The following is a 25,817-nucleotide window of genomic DNA, read 5'->3' on the forward strand; positions in this document are numbered from 1 at the left end:
TACTATCACGCAAGCATCGGGGCTGGCGCAAGGCCGCCTTCACTTGCCGGTTATGCTAACCTTACGCGTTTGGGTGGCCGGGTTGCGTCACCTGACGACTCTTTTGCCATGGCGCTTCTCATGTTCAATGCCCACTACTTTCGAACGTTCATCACTTTGGTGGAAACCGGCAGCTTCACGCGCACCGCAAAGCGCCTGGAAATGACCCAGCCGGGTGTCAGTCAGCACATTCGAAAGCTCGAAGGGTATCTGGATAAAACGCTGATCGAGCGTAAGGGCAAGAGCTTCACGCTGACCGAGTCCGGGCGTCGCGCCTACGACTACGCGCTCAAGCTCTTTGCCGAGCATGAGCAGTTTCGACACGCCCTGGATGATGATTTGATCGATAGCGGCGAGTGCCGTATTGCATCACCCGGAAGCGTAGGGCTCATGCTCTACCCGTTCATTCTGGGTCAGCAGCAGATGCACCCCAACCTGACGGTGAGCTACAGCTTCGCCTTCAACCACGAGATCGTCGGGGATGTGATCAATGGGCGCTACGATATCGGTATCGCCACCGAACAGGTCAAAAGTGCGGAGCTCTCCTGCACCGTTTGGCATACCGAGCCGCTTTGCCTGGTCGTACCGGCGGACTTCGCTGGATCTACGCTTGCCGAGTTGATGGGCCTGGGCTTCATCAACTACTACGACGGCATCAACCACGCCAACCACCTGCTGCGCGCCAACTATCCCGACGAATTTCGCTCGATGAGCCACTTCCGCCATCAAGGATTTACCAACGAGGTGAGCATGGTGCTCGACGCCGTGGCCCGGGGGCTGGGGTTTACCGTGGTGTCGCGGCTGGTGCTCGAAACCTCGCCCTGGCAGCGTCAGGTACGGGCGCTTTCGCTTCCGGTCGGTGTCGACGAGGTGCTCTACGTACTGACACGGCGCGACGCCACCCCGCCCAAGCGCTATCAAAAGCTGCTCGACGGCTTCAAGGCGCAGCGGCTTCAGGAAACCGCTCAGTAACGAAGACATAAGTAACGAAGGCATAAGTAACGCAGGCATAAGTAACGAAAGCGTAGGCAACGAAACGCATAAGTATCGAAACGTATAAAAAAGCCCCGCCGCGATGCGCGCGGCGGGGCTTGTCGTGCCAAAAGACGAGGGGGCTATTCGCTTCGGTAGTCGTCGATGCTCGGGCAGGAGCAGATCAACTGCCGGTCGCCAAGCACGTTATCGACCCGGTTGACCGCGGGCCAGTACTTCGCCGCCATGACCGCCTCCGACGGGAATGCGCCGAGGGCCCGATCGTAGGGGCGATCCCATTCGGCATCGACCAGATCGCTCTGGGTGTGCGGGGCGTTGACCAGCGGATTGTTCTCGAGCGGCCACTCGCCGTTTTCGACGCGCTTGATCTCGCCTCGAATGCTGATCATGGCGTCGCAGAAACGGTCGATCTCGTAAAGCGACTCCGACTCGGTCGGCTCGATCATTAGCGTACCCGGCACCGGGAACGACATGGTCGGCGCGTGGAAGCCGTAGTCCATCAGGCGCTTGGCGATATCCTCCTCGCTGATGCCGGAGCTCTGCTTGAGCGGGCGAATATCGATGATGCACTCGTGAGCCACGGTGCCGTTTTGGCCGCGATAGAGAATCGGGTAGCTCTCTTCGAGGCGCTTGGCGATGTAGTTGGCGTTGAGGATCGCCAGCTCGGTCGCCTCGCGCAGTCCGCGCGCGCCCATCATCTTGATGTAAGCCCAGGAGATCGGCAGGATCGAGGCGCTGCCGAAGGCCGCTGCGGCCACCGCGCCGCCTTCGGTTTTCACACCACTGATTGGCGTGACCACGTGATTGGCAACAAAGGGCGCCAGGTGCGCTTTTACCCCGATCGGTCCCATGCCCGGACCGCCGCCGCCGTGGGGAATACAGAAGGTCTTGTGCAGGTTCAGGTGCGAAACGTCGCCGCCGAAGTCGCCAGGCCGGGTTAAACCGACCTGAGCGTTCATGTTGGCGCCATCGACATACACCTGGCCGCCGTTGTCGTGCACCACCTCACACACCTTACGCACGTGGGATTCGAACACGCCGTGGGTCGACGGGTAGGTGATCATCACCGCGGAGAGGCGGTCCTTGTGCTGCTCGGCCTTTTGGGTCAGGTCATCGAGGTCGATGTTGCCCTGCTTGTCACACTCGACCACGACCACTTCCATGCTCACCATGGCCGCGGACGCCGGGTTGGTGCCGTGGGCGGAACTCGGAATCAGGCAGACGTTGCGGTGGCCCTCGCCCTGGGCGGCCTGGTAGCGGCGAATGGCCAAAAGCCCCGCGTACTCGCCCTGGGCGCCGGAGTTGGGCTGCATCGACACGTGGTCGTAGCCGGTGATCTCGACCAGAAACGCTGCCAGCTCATCGATCATCTGATGATAGCCGGCCACCTGGTCGCGCGGCGCGAAGGGGTGCAGCTTGGCAAACGCCGGCCAGGAGATCGGAATCATCTCGCTGGTCGCGTTGAGCTTCATGGTGCATGAGCCCAGCGGAATCATGGCGTGGGCCAGCGACAGATCCTTGTTCTCCAGGCGCTTCAGGTAGCGCAGCATTTCGGTTTCGCTGCGGTAACGCTTGAACGTCGGGTGCGTCAGAAAATCGCTTTCACGGCGGTAGGCGGCCGGAATGCCCGAGCGCTCTTCACTCATCACCTGCTCTTCGAGCGGCGGCAGCGACAGACCGTGCTCATCGCCCAGCAGCACATCGAACAGCGTGCTCACGTCGTGGGCGGTGGTGGTTTCGTCGAGGCTTACGCCGATGTCGCCGTCTTCGAAATAGTGCAGGTTGATATCGACGGTCATAGCACGGCCGTGAATCTTGCCCGCATCCACGCCGGTCAGGCGTAGCGTGTCGAACCAGCTGTCGCTTGCAAGTGTCACGCCGGCCTGCTCGAGGCCCAACGCCAGCAGGGTGGTCAGGCGGTGAACCCGGGCGGCGATCTTTTTGAGTCCTTCGGCGCCGTGGTACGTGGCGTAGAAGCCGGCGATGTTGGCCAACAGCGCCTGGGCGGTACAGATATTGGAGGTCGCTTTCTCACGGCGGATGTGCTGCTCACGGGTTTGCATCGCCATGCGCAGCGCGGTATGGCCGCGACTGTCCTGGGACACACCGATGATCCGCCCGGGAATCGAGCGCTTGAGTTTGTCGGAGGTGGCAAAAAACGCCGCGTGGGGGCCACCAAAGCCCATCGGCACGCCAAAGCGCTGGGAGTTGCCGATAACGATGTCGGCCCCCATCGCGCCGGGCTCCTTGAGCAGTACCAGACTCAAAAGATCCGTCGCCACGCAGCTCATCACGCCGCGCTCCTTTGCGGTGGTCAACAGCGTCTCGAGTGAAGTGATCGCGCCGCTGGCGTTGGGGTATTGAAACAGCGCGCCGAAGACGTCGTGCTCGGCAAGCGACGCCGCCGGACCAGTGATCAGCTCGAAGCCGAAGCACTCGGCGCGGGTGCGTACCACGTCGACGGTTTGCGGGAAGACGTCGTCGGCAACGAAGAAGGCGTTGGACTTGCTCTTCTTGTTGGCGCGTTTACAAAGCGCCATGGCCTCTGCCGCCGCGGTCGCTTCGTCCAGCAGCGAGGCGTTGGCAAGCTCCATGCCGGTCAAATCCATCACCACCTGCTGGAAGTTCAAAAGCCCTTCCAAACGGCCCTGGGAGATTTCCGGCTGGTAGGGCGTGTAGGCGGTGTACCAGCCCGGATTTTCCAGCACGTTACGCTGAATCACCGCCGGCAGATGGGTGTTGTAATACCCCTGGCCGATGTAGCTTTTGGCAACCCGATTCTGGCGCGCCAGCTGGGCAAGATAGCCCAGCGCCTCGGCTTCGCCCTGAGGGTCGTCGAGTGCGAGCTCGCGGCCCAGGCGAATGTCATCGGGCACGGTGCGCTGAATAAGCTCCTCTAAGCCTTCGATGCCCAGCGCCTGGAGCATCGCGCTAACGTCGCGCTCTCCCGGGCCGTTGTGGCGTTTGATGAAGGCATCGTGGTCGGCCAGTTCGGCCAGGCGGCGTGTTTCAAAGGGCATGAGAAAATTCCGGACGTGATGGAAAAACCGTGCAGGGTAAAACGCAGGCGCCTGCCAGGGCAGGCGCCTCAAGCTCACTCGTCGGCGAGTGTGGCTTGGTAGGCATCGGCGTCGAGCAGGCCGTCAAGGCCGGTATCGTCGAGACGCACTTTCATGATCCAGCCGCCTTCGTAGGGCGCTTCGTTGACGGTTTCCGGCGCATCGTCGAGCGCTTCGTTGACTTCGACCACTTCGCCGTTGACCGGCGCGTAGAGATCCGAGGCCGCCTTGACCGACTCGATGACGCCGAACTCGTCGCCCTTGCTCAGGGTTTGGCCGACGTCAGGAAGCTCGACGAACACCACGTCGCCCAGCGCCTTTTGAGCGTGATCGGTAATGCCGACGGTAACGGTACCGTCTTCGTTATCGAGCACCCATTCGTGGCTTTTGGCGTAGCGAAGGTTGGAAGGCAAGTTGCTCATGTCGTTTCCCTATTGAACGGTTGTCTGAACCACCATGGTAGCGCCTGGCCGGGGGGCTTGGCGAGCCTCTCGCCGGGCGTCGATGATGGACGCTATGGTACCGTGTTTCTGATAGGAAACAAATTTCCATAGCGCGATCGGGTATAAGAAAATAGCCTTGTGAAAGCGCCCGATCATTTGCAGCAGTGCGTGAAATCAATCGCTTGGCGAGGTTTTGCAAGCTAAAACGCGTAAAGCGCATGGCGGGCGATAGGGGTAATGGTGTAAAACGGGGAAATCGAGCGCCGAATGGGGACGGGGCCTGGGCCTGGTCGCGCTCGGCGTTCAGTCAACGCTTTGCCACCGTATAGAGCAGGGTGAGCCGAACATAAAAAATCAGCCATAACAAAAAGCATCCAGCGGATGCTTCAAGGGATAAGGAGTAATGTCGTGGAGACTTTAACCAGTCTGGTAGGCGCCGTGAACGGCGTCGTGTGGGGGCCTTTGATGCTCATCCTGTTGCTCGGGGTGGGGATCTATCTTCAGGTGGGCTTGAAGTTGATGCCGGTGCGAAAGCTCGGCACGGGTTTCAAGCTGTTGTGGCAGGGGCGCGACCCGAAACGGGTGAAGGGCGTCGAGCATAAAACCGACGACGGCGAGATTTCGCCGTTCAACGCGCTGATGACCGCGCTTTCCGCCACCGTCGGTACGGGGAATATCGCCGGTGTGGCCACGGCGATTGCCCTGGGTGGGCCGGGGGCGGTGTTCTGGATGTGGATCACTGCGCTGGTTGGCATGGCGACCAAGTTCGCCGAGGCAGTGCTCGCCGTGCGCTATCGTGAAACCGATAGCAACGGCCACCACGTGGGCGGGCCGATGTTCTACATCAAGAACGGCCTGGGCCGAAAGTGGCTGTGGCTCGGCGTACTGTTCGCCTTTTTCGGCGCGGTCGCTGCCTTCGGCATCGGCAATACCGTTCAGGCCAACTCCGTGGCCGATGCCATGGATGCGACCTTTGGCGTGCCGCACTGGCTGACCGGCCTCGTGATCATGGTACTCACCGGCGCGGTCATTCTGGGCGGTATCAAGCGGATCGCCAACGTGGCGGGCAAGCTGGTACCGATCATGGGCATCGCCTACGTGCTGGCAGGGCTTGCGGTTCTGGTGGTCAACGCCGACCAGCTCGGTGAAGCGTTCGGGCTGATCTTCTACTACGCCTTCAACCCGGCGGCGGCCGCTGGCGGCTTCGCCGGTGCGGCGGTCATGGCGGCGATTCGTTTCGGTGTGGCGCGCGGTATCTTCTCCAACGAAGCGGGTCTTGGCAGCGCGCCGATCGCTCACGCCGCGGCGCAAACCAAAAATCCGGTGCGCCAGGGTCTAATCGCGATGCTGGGCACCTTCATCGACACGCTTGTCGTGTGCACCATTACCGCGCTGGTCATTCTGACCTCCACGGTTTGGCTCGAAGGTGAGGAGGGCGCCTCGCTGACCGCGCTCTCCTTCGATGCGGCGCTGCCCGGCTGGGGCAATCAGATCGTGGCCGTCGCGCTTGCGATCTTCGCCTTTACCACCATCCTGGGCTGGTCGTTCTATGGCGAGAAGTGCTTTCAGTTTCTGTTCGGCACGCGCTCGATCATGCTTTACCGCGTGCTGTTCGTGCTGGCGCTGCCGCTGGGTGCCATGGCTCAGCTGGGGTTCATCTGGCTGATGGCGGATACGTTCAACGCGCTGATGGCGATTCCCAACCTGATCGCGCTGGCGCTACTGTCGCCGGTGGTGTTCAAGCTTGCGCGCGACTACTTCGCCGGCAAGGACGTGCTCCCCGGCGAAGCGCTGGATCACGACAAGTAAGCATGAGCGCAACACGTTGACTCGAGCCGGGGGCGAATCACGCTTCCCGGCTCTTTTGATGTCGATGAAAAGATATCGAAGATCAGATATTGAGGAACGAGCATGACCGAACTCAAGAAAACCCCGCTACACGCGCTGCACGAGTCGCTGGGCGCCAAAATGGTGCCCTTCGCCGGCTATGAGATGCCGGTGCAGTACCCGCTCGGCGTCAAGAAAGAGCACGAGCATACCCGCCGTCAATGCGGGCTGTTCGATGTTTCCCACATGGGCCAGATCGCGGTGTCCGGCCCGGACGTTGCAAAGGCGCTTGAATCGCTGATTCCCGCCGACCTCGTGGGCCTGTCGAAAGATCATCAGCGCTACGGGCTGTTCATCGGCACCGAGGGCGGCATCATCGACGATCTGATGCTGGTCAACGCCGGTGATCATTTCTATCTGGTGGTGAACGCGGCGTGCAAGGATCAGGATTTGGCGCACCTGCGCGCCACGTTGGGCAACACCCACGATATCGAGGTGTTGGAGCGCGGCCTTCTGGCGCTGCAGGGCCCGGAGGCTGTTAACGTCATGCAGCGTCTCTGCCCGGATGCGTGCGCGCTGACCTTCATGCAGCATGGGCGTTTCAACGTGGCCGGCTTTGACGTGTGGGTCAGCCGCAGTGGCTATACCGGTGAGGATGGCTTCGAGATCTCGGTAGCCGAGCCGGACTGTGAGCCGTTCGCTAAAGCACTCTTGAGCGAGCCGGAGGTGGAAATGATCGGCCTGGGCGCGCGGGACTCGTTGCGCCTGGAAGCTGGGCTCTGCCTTTACGGTCACGATATGGACATGCAGACCACGCCCATCGAGGCCGGCCTGATCTGGGCGATCGGCAAGCCCCGCCGCCACGGCGGCGAACGCGCAGGCGGCTTTCCTGGCGCCGACGTGGTGCTTCACCAGATCGATGCGAAGGATCATACGCGCAAGCGGGTGGGTCTGGTCGCCGATGGCCGGGCACCGGTACGCGAAGGCGCGCGCCTGGTCGATGAGCAGGGTGACGAGGTTGGGGTGGTCACGTCCGGCGGTTTTGGGCCAAGTGTTGGCAAGCCGATCGCCATGGGGTACGTGGCCCGCGAATTCGAAGCGGTGGAGACGGTGGTCTACGCCGAAGTGCGTGGAAAGAGGCTGCCGATGACCGTGGTTAAAACGCCGTTCGTTGCTCCGGGGTACTATCGCGGCTAGGCCTACGTTCTGACCGAGAAGCCCCGGCGATGGCCGGGGCTTTTTTGTAGCTGTCCGTAACGCGTTGGGGCGCTAGCGAAGCACCCGGCGCGGGTCGATCGGCTGGCCACCCAGGCGCAAATCAAACAGCAGGTCATAACGCTGGGTGGCGTTACTCTGACCGACTTCGCAAAGCGGCTCGCCGGCGCTGACGTTCTGGCCGGTGCTGACCAGGATGTTGTCACACAGCGCGTAGACGCTTTGCAGGTTATCGGCGTGATGCACGATCACGACTTCACCCAGCTGGCGCATACCATCGGCGAAACGCACTTCACCCGGAGCCACCGCCTGGGCCCGCGCGCCCGCTTGAGTCGCCAGCAGCATCGGTTGAAGCGTGCCTCGGCTGTCGGTGCCGAAGCGGCGCACGATGCGGTAATCCTCCAGCGGCCAGGGCCAGTTGCGCGCCGACGACGGGACGCTGGCGCTCGGCGTGGGGGCCGGGCGGCTGGCGCTACTCGAGGCGTTGGAGGAGGCTGCTCGTGCGGCGGATGCGCCACTCAGCGGTACGCTAATGACCTGGCCCACACGCAGCGCGGTGGGTGAGGTGCCCGAGTTGGCACTTTGAATGCGCCCCGCCGTGGTGTTGAAGTGGCGCGCGACTTTGGAAAACGTATCGCCCGGGCGGATCTGGTAGCGATAGGGCCCGCCGGACGGGGCGCGCTCCTGTTGAGTAGGAATCAAAAGGCGTTGCCCCACCGCCAGGCCTCTGGCATTGACCCCGGGGTTAAACCGCTCCAGGCGCTCCAGCGGTACGCCCGCGCGGTTGGCAAGCTCACCCAGCGTATCGCCGCGGCGTACCTCGACCCACTGACCGTTAATGGCGCTAGCGCCGCTGGCGCTGCTGCCCACGCTAACCCGCTGACCCGACGAGGGTGACGAGCCCGCGCACCCGCCAAGAACGCCGGCCAGCAGGCAAACACCAATCCAAAGCGTTAGGCGTGATCGCTGAGCGTTTCCAGCAGCGCGTCTTTTTCCTGCCAGAGTGAGTTGATCCATGCGTGGAAACGTTCCTTGTGCTGCGGTTGTTGATGATAGCTTGCGGTGTGCATCCAGTCGGGGATCTCGAGTTTGCGGGCCACCAGCGTGATGGGCGCTTCCTGACCACAAAGAAAACCCCAGAAGGTTGGCGATGGGTTGGCGTAGCTGATGGTGACATCGATAACGCCGTCGAGTTGGTCGCCAAGGAGCCCGAGCACCTGGGCGACGCCGCCGGCCTTGGGCCGCAGTAAATGTCGATACGGGCTCTGCTGAGCGTCGCGTTTGGCCACGCTAAAACGGGTGCCTTCGACGAAATTGTAGATCGAAATTGGCGCGTGGCGCGCCTGGCGGCACACGCGCTCGGTCGACTCCCGGTCAATGGTAGCGAGCTTTGGATTTTTGGCAATCTGCTCGCGGCTAAAACGGCGCATGAAGGGAAACTCCAGCGCCCAGAAGGCCAGACCGACGATGGGAATCCAGATCAACCGGTGTTTGAGAAAAAACCGCGGCATGGGAATGCGCCGATGCATCGCCATGAACAGGATGAAAATATCGGTCCAACTGCGATGATTGGAAATCACCAGAAGCCACTGCTCAGGGCTTAGCGAGTCGGGAACGTCCAGGGAGACGTTGGGCTTGAGCCAGCGCTTCATCCACCAAAGGTTGAGCCCGATCCAGTTCAGCGCCACCGCGCAGAGCCGGTCGAGCAGCCACTGACGAGCACGCCGCCCCGGTATCACGACCTTGAGAAACGTGAGTACGAGAAGCGGCACGCCCCAGAAAAGCGTGGTAAGCGTCATCAGCACTATGCTAACGACTCCCTTGATGACCGGCATACTCACCCTCCTTAAGTGCCCCGCGCCCTTTTATTGACTCTTGGTAAGCCGCTTTGCCCGTGACCGCGCTGGCACGCCCGGCGGCCCGGTTGGAACGCATTGTCCGGCGGCCCCCGCCGGCTTTTGGCTAAATCCTAAAGGATCAAGGCGTTACTTCCCAGTAAATCCGGTGCTCGGCGACTGCCAGCGGGCTTCAAAAAGAGGAGCGGCGGTGTCGATCAGCACCGTGCGAAGCGCCTGGGCGGCTATGGAGAGCTCCTGATGCGTGAGCATGCCCACCTGGCACTCGATCAATCCCTCAGTGAGCGCTACACAGCGCGCGCCCAGCGCGTGCATCTGGGGAATGCACATCGACGGAACCGCGCTCACCCCGAGCCCTCGGGCGACCATACTTCCCACGGTCGAAAGCTGGTGGCTCTCGAAGGCGATGGAGAGCTCGAACCCTTGGCGCGCCAAGCCATCCTCGAGCAGGCGGCGCACCCGTGACGGGCGCTGCAGCGTGATCATGTCCTCTTGCAAGAGCCGCTGCCAGTCAAGCGGTCGACGGCCAAGTGGGCTTTCGGGTGGGACAACGGCGACGAAGTGGTCCTCGAAAAGCGGCGTGAAGGTCAAACTGCCCAGTCCTTCCGGGGCGAACACGATGCCGACCTCGACCTGACGGGCACGCACCATGGCCATGACGTCCTCGTTGATGACATCGTGTACCGTGACGTTGATTTTGGGGTGGCGCTGGCGAAAGCTCGCCAGCGCCTCGGGCAGTAGGCCACAGGCAAAGGAGGGCATGGCCGCCACGCTGAGCCGACCCAGCTGCAGCGTGAAGCGTTCGCGCAGACGCTCCTCGGTGTTTTCCCACTGCGCCAATAAGTGCTTGGCCAGCGGCAGAAGCGATTCACCTTCCGGGGTCAGGCGAACGTGGCGGGTGCTGCGGATCAGAAGTTTGCCTCCGAGCGACTCCTCCAGACCCTTGATCGCCAGAGAGAGCGCCGGCTGTGAAAGGTGCAACCGCTCGCAGGCCTGGGTAAAGCTCAGGGTTTGAGCGACGGCCAGAAACGCACGAAGCTGCTTGACGGTCATGGCGACTCTTCATAAGTTGTTTAAATCAATTCATAAGAAAAACAAACTTAACAAATATATCGCCCGGCACAACACTGGCTCGGGCAGCTATCCTCTTGAATACGCCTGTTCGCCTTTTCAGTGCGAGAGGCTCTACCGACAACAGCGAGGTTACCCATGGCAGGATTCGACAAGCGCGTCGCTTCTTATGAAGAAGCGATGGAAGGTATCGAGAGCGGAATGACCGTGCTGGCGGGCGGCTTCGGGCTCTGCGGCATTCCTGAAAACCTGATTGCCGAGATCCAGCGCCGCGGCGTCAAGGATCTGACCGTGGCTTCCAACAACTGCGGTGTCGACGGCTTCGGCCTCGGCCTTCTGCTCGAAAAGCGTCAGATCAGCAAGATCTACGCCTCTTATGTCGGCGAGAACGCGCTGTTCGAGCAGCAGATGCTCAACGAAGAGATCGACGTCGTACTGACGCCTCAAGGGACGCTAGCCGAAAGAATGCGCGCCGGCGGCGCGGGCATTCCGGCGTTCTATACCGCGACCGGCTACGGCACGCCGATCGCTGAAGGCAAGGAAGTACGTGAGTTCGGCGGCCGCCACTACATTCTCGAAGAGGCACTGGTGGGTGATTTCGCCATCGTCAAGGGCTGGAAGGCGGACCGCTACGGTAACGTGATGTATCGCCACACCGCGCAGAACTTCAACCCCATGGTCGCCACCGCCGGCCGAATCACCGTCGTGGAAGTCGAGGAGATCGTTGAGCCCGGCGAAATGGACCCGAGCCAGATTCACACGCCGGGCATCTACGTCGACCGGATCATTCAGGGCTCGTTCGAAAAGCGCATCGAAAAACGCACGGTTCGAAACTAACCGCCGGACGTCATCGACACCGACGCTATCGACCAATCATCATTGATTTGAGGACATTACCATGGCGCTAACACGTGAGCAGATGGCCCAGCGCGTTGCCCGCGAACTCAAGGACGGCTTCTACGTCAATCTCGGAATCGGCATTCCCACCCTGGTGGCCAACTATGTCCCGGAAGGCATCGACGTGATGCTGCAGTCCGAAAACGGGCTGTTGGGCATGGGGCGCTACCCGACTGACGAAGAGCTCGACCCGGACATGATCAACGCCGGCAAGGAAACGGTCACGGCCCGCCCGGGGGCGGCGATTTTTTCATCCGCAGAGTCATTTGCCATGATTCGCGGCGGCCACGTGGATCTGACCGTTCTGGGCGCTTTCGAGGTGGACCAGAATGGCAACATCGCCTCCTGGATGATTCCCGGCAAGCTGATCAAGGGCATGGGGGGGGCGATGGATCTGGTCGCCGGCGCCGAGAACATCATTTGCACCATGACCCATGCTTCAAAAAACGGTGAATCCAAGCTGTTGGAAAAATGCGAACTGCCGCTGACCGGTGCGGGCTGCATTAGCCGCGTGCTGACCGATCTTGCCTATCTTGAGATCGAGAACGGGGCGTTCGTGTTGAAAGAGCGTGCGCCGGGAGTGAGCGTCGAGGAGATCAAGGAGAAAACTGCCGGCAAACTCATCGTGCCCGATCACGTGCCGGAGATGGAGTTTGCCGAGCCCTGATGTCACGTAAAAGGCGAGATGGTGTGTTCGTCACGCCATCTCGCAGCGGGTGTGGGCCGGTAAAAGCTCTTCGCCCAGGGTGGCGGAGCTTTCGCTCAGCACCTTTTGCGCCAGTGCCAGCCCGCCAAGACAGAGCCGGTGCTCATCGCCCTGGCGAAACACCAGCTTTTGCGGCATGGCGGGATAGAAGCGGTGCTCGAGCGAACTCGAGACGGGGAAAATGCCGTTTTGTCGGTTCGTCGAGCACTGCATACCGGCTTGGCCCAGCGCTTTGTCGAGGGCGGTGATGGGTTCGCCGAGCGCCCGGCAGTCAAAGCCGGCATGGTGCAGTCGTGGGCCCATGGCGGCGAGCCATGCTGCCAGCGGGTGCTCCGCTTCCAGCTGCTGATAGAGCGCCCAGGAGGGCATGGGCCAGGGCCGCCCGCGACACAACAGGTTATGCCCCTTGCAGTCCTGCGGGTGGCTCTGTTCGATCAGCGCCATCAAGGCGTTGCGCGGCGTGGTGCACAGGGCACCAAGCTGAAGCTCTACCAGCACCAGCCAGCTGCTGCCCGGCGCTCCGAGCAAATGAATGATCAGCCCCTTGTCTGCCAGGGCGTATTGAGTAGCGCAAGCGTACCCCATTCGCTGGAGCGTTTGGGTGAGACGCCGTGCGCTGAAGGGGCCGTGATTGAGGGTCAGCAGGGTGAGGTAGTCCGCCTTGACGTCCAGCGGCCAGATGCCCAGCCCGCCAACATCCGGATGGGTATGAATGTAATCGAGCCAAAGCTGGCGTTCGAACTCTTCACGTTGCATGGCGCGTGTCCTTGCCGACTTTTTCGGTCTTGTTAGGGAGGATGCCCTCCCAGTATAGGCAGCAAGGTTCTACACGGGTTCCGCGTGAGAGTGTGAGGGCTATCAACGCATCAGGCGAGCAGGTCGTTGTCACGAACGTAGCGGTCGAACTCGGAGAAGCCGCCGATGTGGTTCTGGTCGATGAATACTTGAGGCACGGTGTGGATCGGTTTGCCGGCGGTTTTGGCGATATCTTCCTTGGTCACGCCTTCCGAGGGCATATCGACGTAGCGATAACCCTCTATTTTATGAGCGTTTTCGAGCTGCTCGGCGAGCTGCTTGGCCATAACGCAGAAAGGGCAGCTCATACGGCCAAAAATTACCACGAACATGAAAATTCCTTGGGTTGGTGAATGGCGTTTCGATCATTGTCGCTCAGGAGGGCTGCGTTGAACAATAACGCGTCGCGTTGGTTCAACGCACGATCACGGTTCTATACTGAGTGGGTTCTCAAGGTAACTGGATGTCTTTTTTATAGGAGATGACTATGTCGGCAGGTGCGGATACAACGCCTCGGGTGGCACTGGTAACGGGTACGAGCAGTGGAATCGGCGCAAGCGTGGTCGAGCACTTTTGCAAGCAAGGGTTTCAGGTGCTGGCGGTGGATTTCAACGAGGCGGGTGAAAAGATCGCCAGCGACCAGGACGCGGCGTTCTACCAGGCCGACCTGACCGACCCCGAGGCGTGTAAAAACGCCGTCAAGGAGGCGATCAAGCGCTTTGGTCGAGTGGATATCCTGGTCAACAACGCGGGTATTCAGCACGTCAGCGATATCGAGTCGTTTCCCGAAGAGAAGTGGCGAGCGATCATGAATTTGATGCTCACCGCGCCGTTCTTGCTTACCCAGGCGGTGTGGCCCTCGATGCGCGAAAACGGCTGGGGCCGCATCATCAATATCGCCTCCATTCACGCCCACGTGGCCTCACCGGGCAAGGCCGCCTACGTGACCGCCAAACACGGTTTGATCGGCATGACCAAAACCGCCGCGCTGGAGGGTGGGGAGCAGGGCATTACCGCCAACGCCGTGTGCCCGGCCTACGTCCAAACGCCCCTGGTCGAAAATCAGATCGCCGATCAGGCGAAGATGCACAAGATGGACGAGCAGGAAGTCATCGAGAAGATCATGCTCAAGGACGCTGCAATCAAGCGCCTGATCGAACCCGCCGAGGTCGCTCAGCTGGTGTGCTATCTGGCCTCCGATGCCGCCGGCTCCGTGACCGGCTCGAGTTTCAATATCGACCTTGGCTGGACGGCGCACTGATTCGGCTGGGTAACTTCGTTTTACCGAATGGCTGCATTAGCGTCGAACCGGACGTTTTTGCAGCTTTCGCTGTAGGGTGCGCCGGTGCATGCCCAGCGCCCGCGCGGTGGCGGAAATGTTGCCGTCGTGCTCCTGCAACACCTTCTGAATATGCTCCCAGGTGATACGGTTAATTGACGGCGGGTTGTCCGCAAGCTCGATGTCCGGGTCGCCGCCGCCGTTTTCAAATGCCGCGATGACATCGTCGGCGTCCACCGGCTTGCACAGGTAGTGCACCGCGCCAAGCTTGATCGCCTCGACGGCGGTGGCGATGCTCGAGTAGCCCGTTAGCACCACGACGCGACAATCCGGCACCACCAATAGAAGCTCCGGCAAAAGCTTGAGCCCGGAGCTGTGCTCGAGTTTGAGATCGAGTGTGGCGATGGTCGGTGAGAACGACGTTGCGATCTCGAGCGCCTGCTCGGCGTCGTGAGCGACCTTCACATCGAAGCCGCGGCGGGTAAGCGCTCGGCTCAACACGTGGCAAAACACGTCGTCGTCATCCACGATCAAAAGGCGCTGGTCATCTGTGTGCATGGTCTTCTCGCTTTCGTTGGGCAGCACTCACGTTTTCTCCGGCGCGTCGCTGCGCGGCAGCGTTACCTCGGTGAGCGTGCCGCCTTCCGGGTGGTTATAAAGGCTTACGCCGCCGCCAAAACGGTTGATGGTGGCATGGGTTAAAAATAGACCAATGCCCATGCCCTTGCTCTTGGTCGACACGAAGGTGTCGCCGAGCTGGTCGGCGATCGACATCGAAACCCCCGGACCGTGATCGCGAATGTCGATGATGACGTTATCGTCGAACCAGTCCAATCGAATGGCGATTTGGTCCGGATGCGCGTCGGCGGCGTTGTTCAAAAGGTTGGTCAGTGCCTGGTCGAGGGTAGCATCGACCAGTAGCCAGGGTCGCCCGCGGCGATTCGGCGTCTCGAGCGTATGGGTGACATCCGGGCGGATGACCAGCCAGCGCTGGATGACGCTGGAAAGCCAGGCCTCGCCATCCTGAACCTCCGGCTCCGCCATGCGTCGACGGTCGGCGCTGGTGACCAGGTGCTGCAGCCGTGATTTGCAGACATCTACCTGCTGGCGCAACAGCGCGATGTCCTCATAAAGCGGCGAGTCGTCAGCGGCTTCCGCCTGCATCTCTTTTAAAAGCACCGCCATGGTGGAAAGCGGTGTGCCGAGTTCGTGAGCGGTGCCCGCTGCCTGGGTGGCCACCGCCAGCACCTGCTCGTTTCGAAGTGCGGCTTCACGGGTGCGCGATAGCGCCTTGTCGCGGCTTCGAAGCGCATGGGCCATTTTGTAAATGAAAAAGGTAACAAGCCCCGCCGAAAGCCCGAAGTTGAGCCACATGCCCACGACATGCAGGTTCAAAAGGCTGTCGCTATCGATATGGCTGAGCTGGGCGATGGGGTGGTAATCCACCATCAGGTAGCTGTAGCCCGCCATGGCGCAACCGGCGATGATCCAGGCGTGGCGCCAGGGCAGCGTTGCCGCGGCAATGGTCACCGGTACCAGGTAGTAGGTAATGAATGGATTGGTCGAACCGCCAGTGAAGTAGAACAGCAGTGTCAGCCCGGCAATGTCCGCCAGCAGGTGGAGAAGATACTCAAGATGGCTGACGGCCCGCGGGCGCCCGAGCCGCCACCAGGTGAGGATGTTCAAAAGGCCCATGGATACCACGACGCTGATGACCGTGGCGGTCTCGAGCTCGAAATCGAGCACCTCGACGCCTATAAGGATCGCCAACAAAAAGCCGGTCCAGGTGATACCTCGAACGATGGTCAGGCGCACCAGGTTGCGGTTGGGGGTCGAAAGCGGCAGCGGCAGGGCGGTTTGCATGAAAGGCTACTTGTCGGTGACGGTCAATGGGAGTGCGCGCGAGACGTCTTGACCGAGTGAATGACGAACTTGATGAAAAGCGTCATCACATAGGTCAGCCAGCCAGCGGTCGCCAGCAGGTTGAAAACCAGAATCTTGGGCGGAAGCCAGGCCCGGCCCACAAGCGCCTCCAATAAAATATGCAAGAGCATGGCCAGCAGAAGCGGCAGCGCCAGGGTGTGAATCCACATATCGGTGCGGCGCTTGCGCACGTGGTAGCGGCGCAGCATGAAACGCATGGGCTTATGCGCCCAGCTAAACAGCACCAGCGTGCCCACCACGAAGAGCATCGCAATCGTTGGTTCGGTACTGCCCCGATGGGTCGATGCGGAAACGGACCAGGCGAGCGCGAGCCACATTAGCCCCTCGATGCTGGTGAGAATGTCAGCGTAGCGCCTCACGTTTTGCATAGGCGGATAATGTCCTGGAAAAGGTCTGAATGTGAGATGACAAAGCGAAGTAAAGCGCTGACATGATACGACACTTGCCAGGCGCTGTGGCCCCCGGCGGAGGATTAAACTGCTGGTCGAACCGTTGCATCGAAGCTCCGGATTCATCCCTGGCTGGCTTCGGGTATACTGGCGGGCGCTTTCTACATACCGCTTGTAAAGGATAGACCGTGGACTCTATTACGTTGACTCGCCCTGATGATTGGCACCTTCACCTGCGCGACGGCGAGGTGCTCGAGGCGGTCGTGAACCACACCGCCGCGCAGATGGGGCGTGCGATCATCATGCCCAATCTGAAGCCGCCGATCACCACGACCGACCAGGCGCTGGCTTACCGCGAGCGCATTTTGAAGGCGCTCGCGCCGGACAGTGCGTTCGAGCCCTTGATGACGCTCTACCTGACCGATTTCACCACCGCTGACGAGATCGAGAAGGCGCATGCCAGCGGTGTGGTCAAGGCGGTCAAGCTCTATCCGGCTGGAGCGACGACCAACTCGGCGTCCGGGGTGACCGATATCGCCCATTGCGACGCCGCGATTACCGCCATGGAGCGGGTCGGCATGCCGCTTTTGATTCACGGTGAGGTGACCGATAGCAATATCGACATCTTCGATCGCGAAGCGGCCTTTATCGAGCGCGTGCTCAAGCCGCTGCTCGAACGCCACCCGACGCTCAAGGTGGTGTCCGAGCACATCACGACCCAGCAGGCCGCCGAGTTCGTGGCCAATGGCCCCGATAACCTGGCCGCCACGATTACCGCGCATCATCTTCTGTTCAACCGGAACCAGATGCTGGCCGGCGGCATTCGCCCGCACTACTACTGCCTGCCGATTCTAAAACGTGAACAGCACCGCCAGGCGCTGCTGAAAGCCGCCACCAGCGGAAGCCCGAAATTCTTTTTGGGTACCGACAGCGCGCCGCACGAGAAGGCCGACAAGGAGTCGAGCTGCGGCTGCGCGGGCGCCTACACCGCGCCGGCAGCGCTCGAGCTTTACGCCACTGCCTTCGATCAAATGGGAGCGCTCGATAAACTCGAGGCCTTCGCGAGCCTCAACGGCCCACGCTTTTACGGGCTGGCGCCGAATGCTGATCGCGTTACCCTCGAGCGTCGTGCGCTGGCGCTGCCCTCCCACTACGCTTACGGCGACGGATGCTCGATCGTACCGCTGCTGGCCGGAGAAGCGCTGGAGTGGTCGATGGTGCGCTAACAGTGCATTGGAAAGTGCTGTTGATATAAACACATCGAGCGCGCCGTTAGGCGCGCTCGATGTGTTTGGACGACGTGCATTTTGAAGAAGCGTCAGGCGCTTTTATTGGCCAGGTCTTTTATTAGCCAGGTCTTTTATTGACCGAGCCGGATCAGCATAGCGTCGACCATGCGCGAGGAGTGATCCGCCGCGATGTCCAGAAACTGCTCGAAGGAGAGGTGGTTGTCGCCGGCGCCGGGAATATCGGAAAGCGCACGGATCACCACGAAGGGGCAGCCGTAGAGATAGCAGGTTTGCGCGATGGCCGCGGCTTCCATTTCGACCGCAAGCATCGCGGGAAACTGCGCGCGGGTGGCGGCAACGCGCGCCGGGTCCGCCATGAAGGCGTCGCCGGTTGCGATCAAACCTTCGCGCACGTTCACTTCACCAAGGTCGATAATTGCCTGACGGGCGACGTCGCAAAGCGCGCTATCGGCCACGTAGGCGGCGGGCATGCCGGGTACCTGACCTATTTCATAGCCGAACACCACCGCATCGACATCGTGATGGCGCACTTCGCTCGAGATGATGATGTCGCCGATATCGAGATCCAGGGCGAAGCCGCCGGCCGAGCCGGTATTGATGATCGCCTCGGGCTGGTAGCGCTCGAGCAGCACCGCCGTACCCACCGCGGCGTTCACCTTACCAATACCTGACTGCAGGATGACGACCTCGAGGCCGTGACGCGTGCCGCTATAGAACACGAACCCGGCATGCTCGAGGCGCTCAACCCCTTCGAGCTGGCCCGCCAGTATGCTTACTTCCTGCGCCATCGCGCCGATGATTCCAATGCGTTGCACTCGGGCGTGCTCCTTGGTCGATTGTAGGTCCAGTGAGGGAGTCGTTCAGGTGATTCAAGTGTCGTGCGCTTCGGCGGCTTCCAGGGTGTTCTCCAAAAGCGTGGCCACGGTCATCGGGCCGACGCCACCGGGTACCGGCGTGATGAAGCTTGCGCGTTCGGCGGCCGCTTCGAAATCCACGTCGCCGGCGAGCTTGCCATCCTCTTGGCGGTTGATGCCGACATCGATGACCACGGCCCCTGGCTTGATCCACTCGCCCTTGACGAGCCCTGGCTTGCCTACGGCGACCACGACCAGATCCGCGCGGCGAACGTGAGCCTCCAGATTCTGGGTGAAGCGATGACACACGGTGGTGGTACAGCCCGCCAGCATCAGCTCCATGGCCATCGGCCGGCCCACGATGTTGGAAGCGCCGACCACCGTGGCGTCCAGGCCGCGCACGTCGATGTCACTCTCTGATAGCAGCGTCATGATCCCCTTGGGCGTGCAGGGGCGTAGCGCGGGAGAGCGCTGAGCCAGCCGGCCCAGGTTATAGGGGTGAAAGCCGTCGACATCCTTGTCCGGGCGAATGCGCTCGAGGATCGGGCGGGCATCCAGATGCTCCGGCAGCGGCAGTTGAACCAGAATGCCGTCGACCTGGGGGTCGTTGTTCAAACGGTCGACCAGTGCTTCGAGCTCGTGCTGGGTAGTGTTGGTCGAGAGCTGATGCTGAAAGGAGAGAATGCCGGCCTGGTCGCAGGCGCGGTGTTTGTTATTGACGTACACATGAGAGGCCGGGTCATCACCTACCACCACCACGGCTAATCCGGGGGCGCGAGCGCCGGCCTGTAAGCGGGCAGCGGTTTTCTCGGCAACGCGATGGCGGACATTAGCGGCGATGGTTTTGCCATCGATGAGTTGGGCGGTCATGTAGTGAAGTCCCTTAGGAGGTGATGAGCGAATCAAAAGCCGACGCAAGGTGGAGACGTCAGCGAATGACCAATTTTCGCATGTTGGGCCTGGTAGGCAAAGCGAACAGCGTCAAAGCCTTTAAGTCTTGACTTTAAAATTAAAAATAGTAGTATGTGCCTCGCTTGAGACGGGCCAAGCGGCAGCGTCAAGGGTAGTCATCGGGATGTAGCGCAGTCTGGTAGCGCGCCTGCTTTGGGAGCAGGATGTCGGGGGTTCGAATCCCTCCATCCCGACCACGTACCTCGCGCTTCAAGTGGCATAGAGCTTCTCCGGGCGTGGGTTGTGGTAGAGTGCTCAGCGGTGTTCGGTTCGAGAATACCTTGTGCGCCCATAGCTCAACCGGATAGAGCAACGGCCTTCTAAGCCGTAGGTTGCGGGTTCAAGTCCTGCTGGGCGTGCCACGAAAGTGGTCGCAGTGCTCGAGCGCAGGCAGTACGTTTTGCTTTAGCGTCAATGGTGGATGTAGCTCAGTGGTAGAGCCCCGGATTGTGGCTCCGGTGGTCGTGGGTTCGATCCCCATCATCCACCCCATTGATGGCAGCCAAAGCAGCGTATGGTCAAGGCAGTACAGGTAACAGGTTGTGGTGGATGTAGCTCAGTGGTAGAGCCCCGGATTGTGGCTCCGGTGGTCGTGGGTTCGATCCCCATCATCCACCCCAGTAACCTTTACTTTTCCCTCCGTTGGTCAATGCTTCCTCCTATCGTATTTTCTCCTACTTCGAGCGCTTTCGCCTCGAAGGTTTTGTGCGTTTTAAACCTTTTCAAATGGCCATTCCTGCTCAATAAAGTCACTTTATTGGCCGTAGTGTTTTTTCCTGTTTATTGGGCTTTAAAGACATTTTCCACCGCGGAATCAGATAAACCAATATTTCAGCCTAAGTAAAACGATTAAAACGGTCGATTCCGCTGTGCATTGCGCCCGCAAGAGGTGGTAATTTTATCCTCATTCAGGATATCCAGTTTTACCACCACACATAATGACAGGGCGGGAGAGAGTCGATGGCCAAGCGGCAGGTAGCGGTACTCGGTGCGGGAATGGTGGGCGTCAGCGTCGCGTGGCATCTTCAAAAGCGGGGGTTCGACGTAACGCTGATCGACCGGCGCCAGCCCGGACGCGAAACCTCCTATGGCAACGCCGGCATCGTTCAGCGAGAAGCCGTTCGCCCTTACGCGTTTCCTCGGGACATGAAAACGATTTTAAGCGTACTGCCCAACAGGCGCGTCGACATTCGCTACCGCCCCAAAGGCATGCTCAACGCTTTTTCGCCACTTCTGAGCTACTGGCACAACTCTTCCACCGGGCGGTATCAGAAAATCGTTCCCGAGTACGCCTCACTCATCGGGCTTTGCCTGGAGGCGCACGGCAAGATGATCGAAGCGGCCGGCGCGGGGCATCTGGTGCGTCGGGATGGCTGGCTGGAAATCTACCGGACTCAGGAAAAACTCGACAAGCGCGTGGTCGAGGCCCAAGAGGCGCTCAAGCTCTATGGCGTTCGCTTCGAGGTGCTGGACCGCGCCGCGCTCATCGAAAAGGAGCCGGATCTGAGTGAGAAGATCATCGGCGCCATCCACTGGCTCGATCCCTGGACGGTGGCCGACCCGGGGGCGCTGGTGGCCGCTTACGCCAATGCGTTCGTTCTGCAAGGCGGTACCATCCTTCAGGCCGATATCGAGGATGTGGAGCCCCAGGGCGAAGGCTATCGGGTAAAGACCGATCAGTGTGAGCTTGCGGTCGACGATGTGGTCATGGCGCTGGGCCCCTGGGCGGGCCAGTGGGCCTCGAAGCTTGGCTATCGCATTCCCACGTTCGTCAAGCGCGGCTACCACATGCACTACGCCACACAGGCGCCGGCGAAGCTCAACTACTGGCTGATGGATGCCGAGGTCGGGTATCTGCTAGCGCCCATGAACGCGGGTGTGCGTCTGACCACCGGCGCCGAGCTCGACCGGCTTGAGTCGCCGGCAGACGAGCACCAGCTCGAGGCTGCTGAAAACGTCGCTCGGGGCGTTTTCCCGCTCGCCGAGCGCAAGGAGCCGGTCGCCTGGAAGGGCGCACGGCCGTGTCTACCGGACATGAAACCGATCATTGGCCCGGCGCCTCGCCATCAAGGGCTATGGTTCGCTTTCGGTCACGGCCATCAGGGCTTTACTCTGGGGCCTGCGACCGGCGAGCTTCTGGCGGATATCATGGAAGGCAAGACACCTGCCATCGATATGTCGCCGTTTCGCGCCGATCGTTTCTAATAAATAGGTTTTAATGAACCGGTTTTTTGAATTGGTAAAATGGCGCTTTGCTGGCGCATTTTTCTAGTGCTTGCTAAGCTTGACGACATTACGGTTTTAATGTGAGGTGAGATAATGGATATCACAGCGAGCAACGCCGTTAGTCAGGCGCTTTACATGAATCAGGCGCAAACCGCTGAACAGGCGCAAATGCAGCTTTTTCGCCAGGCACTCGACATGCAGGCCCAGCAGGTGACCGAAGTACTGGCCAGTGCCAACATGACGGCGCAGCCGGATCTGGCAACCGAAGGGGCGCTGGGAACGCAAATCAACACCTACGCTTGATCGAGCAAACCCCACCTGGTGTAGGCTACAACAAAAAAGAGTCGCTATTGGCGGCTCTTTTTTTTATGCCCCTGTGCAGGCATTCGATAGCACGCTTGAAAGGGCGTGGCACCGTTTGGCCCGGAACGTTACAATTCGCCCCAATCCTACTCACTCAGCCCGCTCAACTTTATTAGCACATGTCTTGAGTACATGGCTGAGTACACATGTTTATTGAGGCACGATGAAAGAGACGCAGTTGGCCCGTGAAGCGGAGCTTAGACGCACCTTCGCTATCATATCGCACCCGGATGCGGGTAAAACCACGATTACCGAGAAGATGCTGCTGTTTGGAAACGCCATTCAGATGGCGGGCTCGGTCAAGAGCAAGCGCAATGACCGCCACGCGACATCCGACTGGATGAAGATGGAGCAGGAGCGCGGCATCTCGGTGACCACCTCGGTGATGCAGTTCCCCTATGGTGGGCGTATCGTCAATCTGCTCGACACCCCCGGTCACGAGGACTTCTCGGAAGATACCTACCGGACGCTGACCGCGGTCGACTCCGCCCTGATGGTGATCGACGGCGCCAAGGGCGTCGAGGACCGTACCATCAAGCTGATGGAAGTGTGCCGACTGCGCACCACGCCGATTCTCACCTTCATCAACAAGATGGACCGTGACATTCGCGACCCGATCGAGGTGATGGACGAGGTCGAAACGGTTCTCAACATTCAGTGTGCGCCGATGACCTGGCCGATCGGTATGGGGCGTCACTTCAAGGGGGTTTATCACCTCTATAACGATGTGATCCATCTCTATACCCAGGGCCAGGGCAATCGTATTTCCGAAGACAAGCGCATCGAAGGGCTGGATAGTCCGGAAGTCGATACGCTGCTCGGTGAAGAGCAGGCTGAAGAGCTTCGCATGGAGATCGAGCTGGTGCGCGGCGCCTCCCACGCTTTCGATCTCGACGCCTACCGGCGCGGCGCGCTGAGCCCGGTCTACTTCGGCACCGCCATGGGCAACTTCGGCGTGCGCGAAATGCTCGATGGCTTCGTCGAATACGCCCCGGCGCCGCAGCCGCGCGAGACCGACACCCGGGAAGTGACCGCCAGTGACGAGCGCTTCACCGGCTTCGTGTTCAAGATTCAGGCGAACATGGACCCGAATCACCGCGACCGCATCGCCTTTTTACGGGTTTGCTCCGGCAAGTACGAGAAGAACATGAAGATGCGCCACGTGCGTATTGGCAAGGACGTCAAGATCGCCGACGCCCTGACCTTCATGGCCTCGGACCGCTCCCAGGTCGAGGAAGCCTGGCCTGGCGATATCATCGGTCTGCATAATCACGGCACGGTACAGATCGGCGATACCTTCACCGTGGGCGAGGACATGCGCTTTACCGGCATCCCACACTTTGCCCCGGAGCTTTTCAAGCGTGTACGCTTGAAAGATCCGCTGAGAATGAAGGCGCTGCAGAAAGGGTTGCAGCAGCTTTCGGAAGAGGGCGCCACCCAGGTCTTCATGCCGATGGACAACAACGACCTGATTCTCGGCGCGGTGGGAACGCTGCAGTTCGACGTAGTCGCGCACCGCCTGAAAGAGGAGTACAAGGTCGACTGTATTTACGAAGGGGTGAACGTGCAGACCGCCCGCTGGATATACTGCGACGATGCGAAGAAGCTTGAGGAGTTCAAGCGCAAGGCGAGTGCGAACCTTGCCATCGATGGCGGCGGCTATCTCACCTATATCGCCCCGACCCGGGTCAACCTGCAGATGACTCAGGAGCGCTGGCCAGACATTCGCTTCCAGCCTACCCGCGAGCACTAAGTCTCTCGTAGCATGTTGAAGTCGTTTATTGCATAACACGGCTTCAGGCAAAACGGCCCGGCGAACTGACGTTCGCCGGGCCGTTTTAGTTAGCGGGCTCGCTCTCGCTAGGTCGACATCAGACTCGCCGAGAGCTGCTCCGGGTCCAGGCGCTCGACGGCGTAGGGCAACGATTCGAGCGTTACGGGCTGCTGGTTCAAATAAAGCGGCAGCGGCTCCTCGATGGCCTTGGTTGCCACCACCGCCAGCAGCTCGACGTGCCCCTGATCACTGAAGGCACTGCTGACCACCTCGCCCAGGCTTTTGTTTTCGTCACTTACCAGCGATTCAGTGGCGGCGGGCAGTGCATCCGCCTTCAGGCTTGCGCGCACCAGGCGCTTCTTGACCTGGCCGCGAAAGTGCGCCCGCGCTACGACTTCCTGGCCGGTGTAGCACCCTTTCTTGAAGCTGATACCCCCCAGCGCTTCCCAGTTGATCATTTGCGGCAGGAAATGATCTTCCTGGACTTCGTCAAGCCAGGCGATGCCGCTTTGAATGTCCGCCAGCCGCCAGGCGTTTTCGAGCGCCGCATCGGCGTCGGGCATATCGTCCTCGATACAAAAGAGGTAGCGCTCTTCAAAAGGCAGACGCAGTACCGATGCCTTCTCGTCGCCACTGTGCAGATAGCCGCTTGCGGGTAGCACGAGCCCCAGTGCCCTGGCGCGCTCGAGGGCCTGGGCTGGTCCGGCACCCACCAGAGCGATGGCGCAATTGAGGCTAAGCTCGGCGCGATAGAACACGGCAAACTTTTTAAGGTGAGTCGCGAGCTTGTCCGCCAGCGTGGTGCTGACCAGCAGGCGATAATGGTGCTCGGCAACCCGGAAAAGCTGACCGTTGGCGATGATGCGCCCCTTGGGCGTGCAGAAGCAGGTGAGCGGGGCGAAAGAACCGTTGGCCAGGCTCACCTGGGCGCTGGTCTGGCCCTGAAGGAACTTCTCGGCGTTCTCGCCCTTGATGTCCAGTATTGATAGGTGATCGAGGCGCACTTCACCATTAAAAGTGGGTAGGTGTTCGGTTGCCATACATGCTCCACGGCAAGGGGATTGAGAATGCGTCTAGCCTAACACTACTCAAGGCAGGTGCGGGCGCCAGGTTGTAATTGCAAGCCTGGCCCGCCGTGCTAGACTTCTCGGTCTGTATCAGTTTTGCATAGGTTCTGCTGCCCGGTTTTGCAGCAAGCCTTTGCACGAGTTTACCGGCGCTGGCGCCGGCTCAAGTAAAGGACGTGTCATGGCTACTCAATCGCTGAGCTTCAAGGGTGTACAAAACGCCGATCAGGTCAACCGAATCACCACCGCGCTAATGATGCTCGACGGCGTGGAGAGTGCGGAGGTCGGCCGCCACGGTGCGGAAGTGGAAGGACGGGCGAGCCACCAGACCCTCGTCAAGGCGGTGAAGGATCTCAAGCTAGGCGTCGAGGTCTCATGATGCGCACCCCCATCACGCTGATCAGCGAACGCAACCGGACGTTTCGCCACCGTATCGAGGTCGAAAGCGTCGAGGCCCTTTACGCCGATGCCCCCAAAGGGCTTGGCGGCGACGGCCAGGACCCGGACCCCCACGACTACTTCGATATGGCGCTGGGCAGCTGCAAGGCGATCACCGTGCAGATGTACGCCAGGCGCAAGGAGTGGCCGCTCGAAGGTATCACGGTGACCATTGCGCGTGACGACCGCAAGGAGCGTGAAGGCGAATATGGGCTGGACGTACGTCTCGACTTCCAAGGGCCGCTGGATGACGCGATGAAACAGAAACTTCTGGACATCAGCAGCCGCTGCCCGGTGCAGCGCTTGATGACCGAGGCCACGGTCACCATCGAGACCCGGCTTGCGAGTGCGACTGACGCCTCGCGCCAATAGTCCTTTTCT

25 protein-coding genes and 4 tRNA genes are annotated in these 25,817 nt (G+C 60.6%); 16 read left to right on the forward strand and 13 right to left on the reverse strand.

Features of this window, described 5'->3' with window-relative positions; all coding sequences use genetic code 11:
- The first annotated feature begins 120 nt into the window (after window positions 1–120).
- Window positions 121–1,011 (forward strand): LysR family transcriptional regulator, encoded by an 891-nt coding sequence (locus tag OCT39_RS08680; protein ID WP_263587312.1) that lies wholly within the window; start codon window positions 121–123, stop codon window positions 1,009–1,011.
- 143 nt (window positions 1,012–1,154) lie between these two features.
- On the opposite strand, the gene gcvP is transcribed toward OCT39_RS08680, so the two are convergent.
- Both gcvP and gcvH read right to left on the reverse strand, forming a co-directional pair.
- Complete coding sequence (gene gcvP, locus OCT39_RS08685; protein WP_263587246.1) at window positions 1,155–4,052, reverse strand: aminomethyl-transferring glycine dehydrogenase; 2,898 nt, start codon at window positions 4,050–4,052, stop codon at window positions 1,155–1,157.
- Window positions 4,053–4,126: 74 nt separating this feature from the next.
- On the reverse strand, window positions 4,127–4,513 hold the full coding sequence (gene gcvH, locus OCT39_RS08690; RefSeq protein ID WP_263587247.1) for a glycine cleavage system protein GcvH: 387 nt from the start codon (window positions 4,511–4,513) through the stop codon (window positions 4,127–4,129).
- Between the two features lie 429 nt (window positions 4,514–4,942).
- Between gcvH and OCT39_RS08695 the strand changes: the two genes are divergently transcribed.
- Together OCT39_RS08695 and gcvT are read left to right on the forward strand one after the other, a co-directional pair.
- Window positions 4,943–6,343, forward strand: coding sequence for an alanine/glycine:cation symporter family protein (locus OCT39_RS08695; protein WP_263587248.1), 1,401 nt, complete (start codon window positions 4,943–4,945; stop codon window positions 6,341–6,343).
- Between the two features lie 102 nt (window positions 6,344–6,445).
- Window positions 6,446–7,558, forward strand: a complete 1,113-nt coding sequence (gene gcvT, locus OCT39_RS08700; protein WP_263587249.1) for a glycine cleavage system aminomethyltransferase GcvT — start codon at window positions 6,446–6,448, stop codon at window positions 7,556–7,558.
- Between the two features lie 72 nt (window positions 7,559–7,630).
- Here gcvT and OCT39_RS08705 read toward each other — a convergent pair whose 3' ends face one another.
- From OCT39_RS08705 to OCT39_RS08715, 3 genes are all read right to left on the reverse strand, one after another.
- Window positions 7,631–8,593, reverse strand: a complete 963-nt coding sequence (locus tag OCT39_RS08705) for a LysM peptidoglycan-binding domain-containing protein (RefSeq protein ID WP_263587250.1) — start codon at window positions 8,591–8,593, stop codon at window positions 7,631–7,633.
- A complete protein-coding gene (locus OCT39_RS08710) occupies window positions 8,530–9,411 on the reverse strand; it encodes an acyltransferase (RefSeq protein WP_263587251.1) in 882 nt (293 codons plus the stop codon). Before OCT39_RS08710 ends, OCT39_RS08705 begins: the two co-directional genes overlap by 64 nt.
- A 150-nt stretch (window positions 9,412–9,561) precedes the next feature.
- Window positions 9,562–10,485 (reverse strand): LysR family transcriptional regulator, encoded by a 924-nt coding sequence (locus tag OCT39_RS08715; RefSeq protein WP_263587252.1) that lies wholly within the window; start codon window positions 10,483–10,485, stop codon window positions 9,562–9,564.
- Window positions 10,486–10,641: 156 nt separating this feature from the next.
- Between OCT39_RS08715 and OCT39_RS08720 the strand changes: the two genes are divergently transcribed.
- Together OCT39_RS08720 and OCT39_RS08725 are read left to right on the forward strand one after the other, a co-directional pair.
- The gene (locus OCT39_RS08720; protein WP_263587253.1) at window positions 10,642–11,340 is read left to right on the forward strand and encodes a CoA transferase subunit A; all 699 of its coding nucleotides are present in this window, start codon (window positions 10,642–10,644) and stop codon (window positions 11,338–11,340) included.
- A gap of 61 nt (window positions 11,341–11,401) precedes the next feature.
- The gene (locus OCT39_RS08725; RefSeq protein ID WP_263587254.1) at window positions 11,402–12,067 is read left to right on the forward strand and encodes a CoA transferase subunit B; all 666 of its coding nucleotides are present in this window, start codon (window positions 11,402–11,404) and stop codon (window positions 12,065–12,067) included.
- A 30-nt stretch (window positions 12,068–12,097) separates the two neighbouring features.
- On the opposite strand, the gene OCT39_RS08730 is transcribed toward OCT39_RS08725, so the two are convergent.
- Window positions 12,098–12,862, reverse strand: a complete 765-nt coding sequence (locus tag OCT39_RS08730) for a DUF1338 domain-containing protein (protein WP_263587255.1) — start codon at window positions 12,860–12,862, stop codon at window positions 12,098–12,100.
- A gap of 110 nt (window positions 12,863–12,972) precedes the next feature.
- Window positions 12,973–13,233, reverse strand: coding sequence for a GrxA family glutaredoxin (locus tag OCT39_RS08735; RefSeq protein WP_263587256.1), 261 nt, complete (start codon window positions 13,231–13,233; stop codon window positions 12,973–12,975).
- A 155-nt stretch (window positions 13,234–13,388) separates the two neighbouring features.
- Between OCT39_RS08735 and OCT39_RS08740 the strand changes: the two genes are divergently transcribed.
- Window positions 13,389–14,162: a 3-hydroxybutyrate dehydrogenase gene (locus OCT39_RS08740; RefSeq protein WP_263587257.1), complete on the forward strand. Its 774-nt coding sequence runs from the start codon at window positions 13,389–13,391 to the stop codon at window positions 14,160–14,162.
- A 36-nt stretch (window positions 14,163–14,198) separates the two neighbouring features.
- On the opposite strand, the gene OCT39_RS08745 is transcribed toward OCT39_RS08740, so the two are convergent.
- From OCT39_RS08745 to OCT39_RS08755, 3 genes are read right to left on the reverse strand one after another with little or no spacing between them, the layout of a single operon-like run.
- Entirely contained in the window at window positions 14,199–14,738 is a 540-nt protein-coding gene (locus OCT39_RS08745; protein ID WP_263587258.1) for a response regulator transcription factor, read from the reverse strand.
- A gap of 27 nt (window positions 14,739–14,765) precedes the next feature.
- The gene (locus tag OCT39_RS08750) at window positions 14,766–16,043 is read right to left on the reverse strand and encodes an ATP-binding protein (protein ID WP_263587259.1); all 1,278 of its coding nucleotides are present in this window, start codon (window positions 16,041–16,043) and stop codon (window positions 14,766–14,768) included.
- 23 nt (window positions 16,044–16,066) lie between these two features.
- Entirely contained in the window at window positions 16,067–16,492 is a 426-nt protein-coding gene (locus OCT39_RS08755; RefSeq protein WP_263587260.1) for a hypothetical protein, read from the reverse strand.
- Window positions 16,493–16,701: 209 nt separating this feature from the next.
- Between OCT39_RS08755 and pyrC the strand changes: the two genes are divergently transcribed.
- Window positions 16,702–17,739, forward strand: a complete 1,038-nt coding sequence (gene pyrC / locus OCT39_RS08760) for a dihydroorotase (RefSeq protein ID WP_263587261.1) — start codon at window positions 16,702–16,704, stop codon at window positions 17,737–17,739.
- Window positions 17,740–17,873: 134 nt separating this feature from the next.
- Here the strand turns inward: pyrC and mtnN are convergent, their stop codons facing one another.
- Window positions 17,874–18,578 (reverse strand): 5'-methylthioadenosine/S-adenosylhomocysteine nucleosidase, encoded by a 705-nt coding sequence (gene mtnN / locus OCT39_RS08765; RefSeq protein WP_263587262.1) that lies wholly within the window; start codon window positions 18,576–18,578, stop codon window positions 17,874–17,876.
- 54 nt (window positions 18,579–18,632) lie between these two features.
- Complete coding sequence (gene folD, locus OCT39_RS08770) at window positions 18,633–19,487, reverse strand: bifunctional methylenetetrahydrofolate dehydrogenase/methenyltetrahydrofolate cyclohydrolase FolD (RefSeq protein ID WP_263587263.1); 855 nt, start codon at window positions 19,485–19,487, stop codon at window positions 18,633–18,635.
- 201 nt (window positions 19,488–19,688) lie between these two features.
- Between folD and OCT39_RS08775 the strand changes: the two genes are divergently transcribed.
- The 7 genes from OCT39_RS08775 (at window position 19,689) to OCT39_RS08805 (ending at window position 23,910) form a co-directional block, all read left to right on the forward strand.
- A tRNA-Pro gene (locus tag OCT39_RS08775) sits at window positions 19,689–19,765 on the forward strand.
- A gap of 88 nt (window positions 19,766–19,853) precedes the next feature.
- Window positions 19,854–19,930 (forward strand) — tRNA-Arg (locus OCT39_RS08780).
- Between the two features lie 55 nt (window positions 19,931–19,985).
- Window positions 19,986–20,060 (forward strand) — tRNA-His (locus OCT39_RS08785).
- A 53-nt stretch (window positions 20,061–20,113) separates the two neighbouring features.
- Window positions 20,114–20,188: transfer RNA gene (locus OCT39_RS08790), tRNA-His, on the forward strand.
- 340 nt (window positions 20,189–20,528) lie between these two features.
- Entirely contained in the window at window positions 20,529–21,773 is a 1,245-nt protein-coding gene (locus OCT39_RS08795; protein ID WP_263587264.1) for an NAD(P)/FAD-dependent oxidoreductase, read from the forward strand.
- Window positions 21,774–21,887: 114 nt separating this feature from the next.
- A complete protein-coding gene (locus OCT39_RS08800; protein WP_263587265.1) occupies window positions 21,888–22,097 on the forward strand; it encodes a putative motility protein in 210 nt (69 codons plus the stop codon).
- Window positions 22,098–22,320: 223 nt separating this feature from the next.
- The gene (locus OCT39_RS08805; RefSeq protein WP_263587266.1) at window positions 22,321–23,910 is read left to right on the forward strand and encodes a peptide chain release factor 3; all 1,590 of its coding nucleotides are present in this window, start codon (window positions 22,321–22,323) and stop codon (window positions 23,908–23,910) included.
- A 107-nt stretch (window positions 23,911–24,017) separates the two neighbouring features.
- Here OCT39_RS08805 and OCT39_RS08810 read toward each other — a convergent pair whose 3' ends face one another.
- Window positions 24,018–24,971 (reverse strand): YgfZ/GcvT domain-containing protein, encoded by a 954-nt coding sequence (locus tag OCT39_RS08810; RefSeq protein WP_263587267.1) that lies wholly within the window; start codon window positions 24,969–24,971, stop codon window positions 24,018–24,020.
- 208 nt (window positions 24,972–25,179) lie between these two features.
- On the opposite strand from OCT39_RS08810, the gene OCT39_RS08815 reads away from it, so the two are divergent.
- The gene (locus OCT39_RS08815; protein WP_263587268.1) at window positions 25,180–25,377 is read left to right on the forward strand and encodes a hypothetical protein; all 198 of its coding nucleotides are present in this window, start codon (window positions 25,180–25,182) and stop codon (window positions 25,375–25,377) included.
- Complete coding sequence (locus OCT39_RS08820) at window positions 25,374–25,808, forward strand: OsmC family protein (protein WP_318152983.1); 435 nt, start codon at window positions 25,374–25,376, stop codon at window positions 25,806–25,808. Before OCT39_RS08815 ends, OCT39_RS08820 begins: the two co-directional genes overlap by 4 nt.
- Window positions 25,809–25,817: the final 9 nt, after the last annotated feature.

It is taken from the genome of Halomonas sp. GD1P12 (genome assembly GCF_025725645.1).
In the GTDB taxonomy this organism is placed as follows: Bacteria; Pseudomonadota; Gammaproteobacteria; order Pseudomonadales; family Halomonadaceae; genus Vreelandella.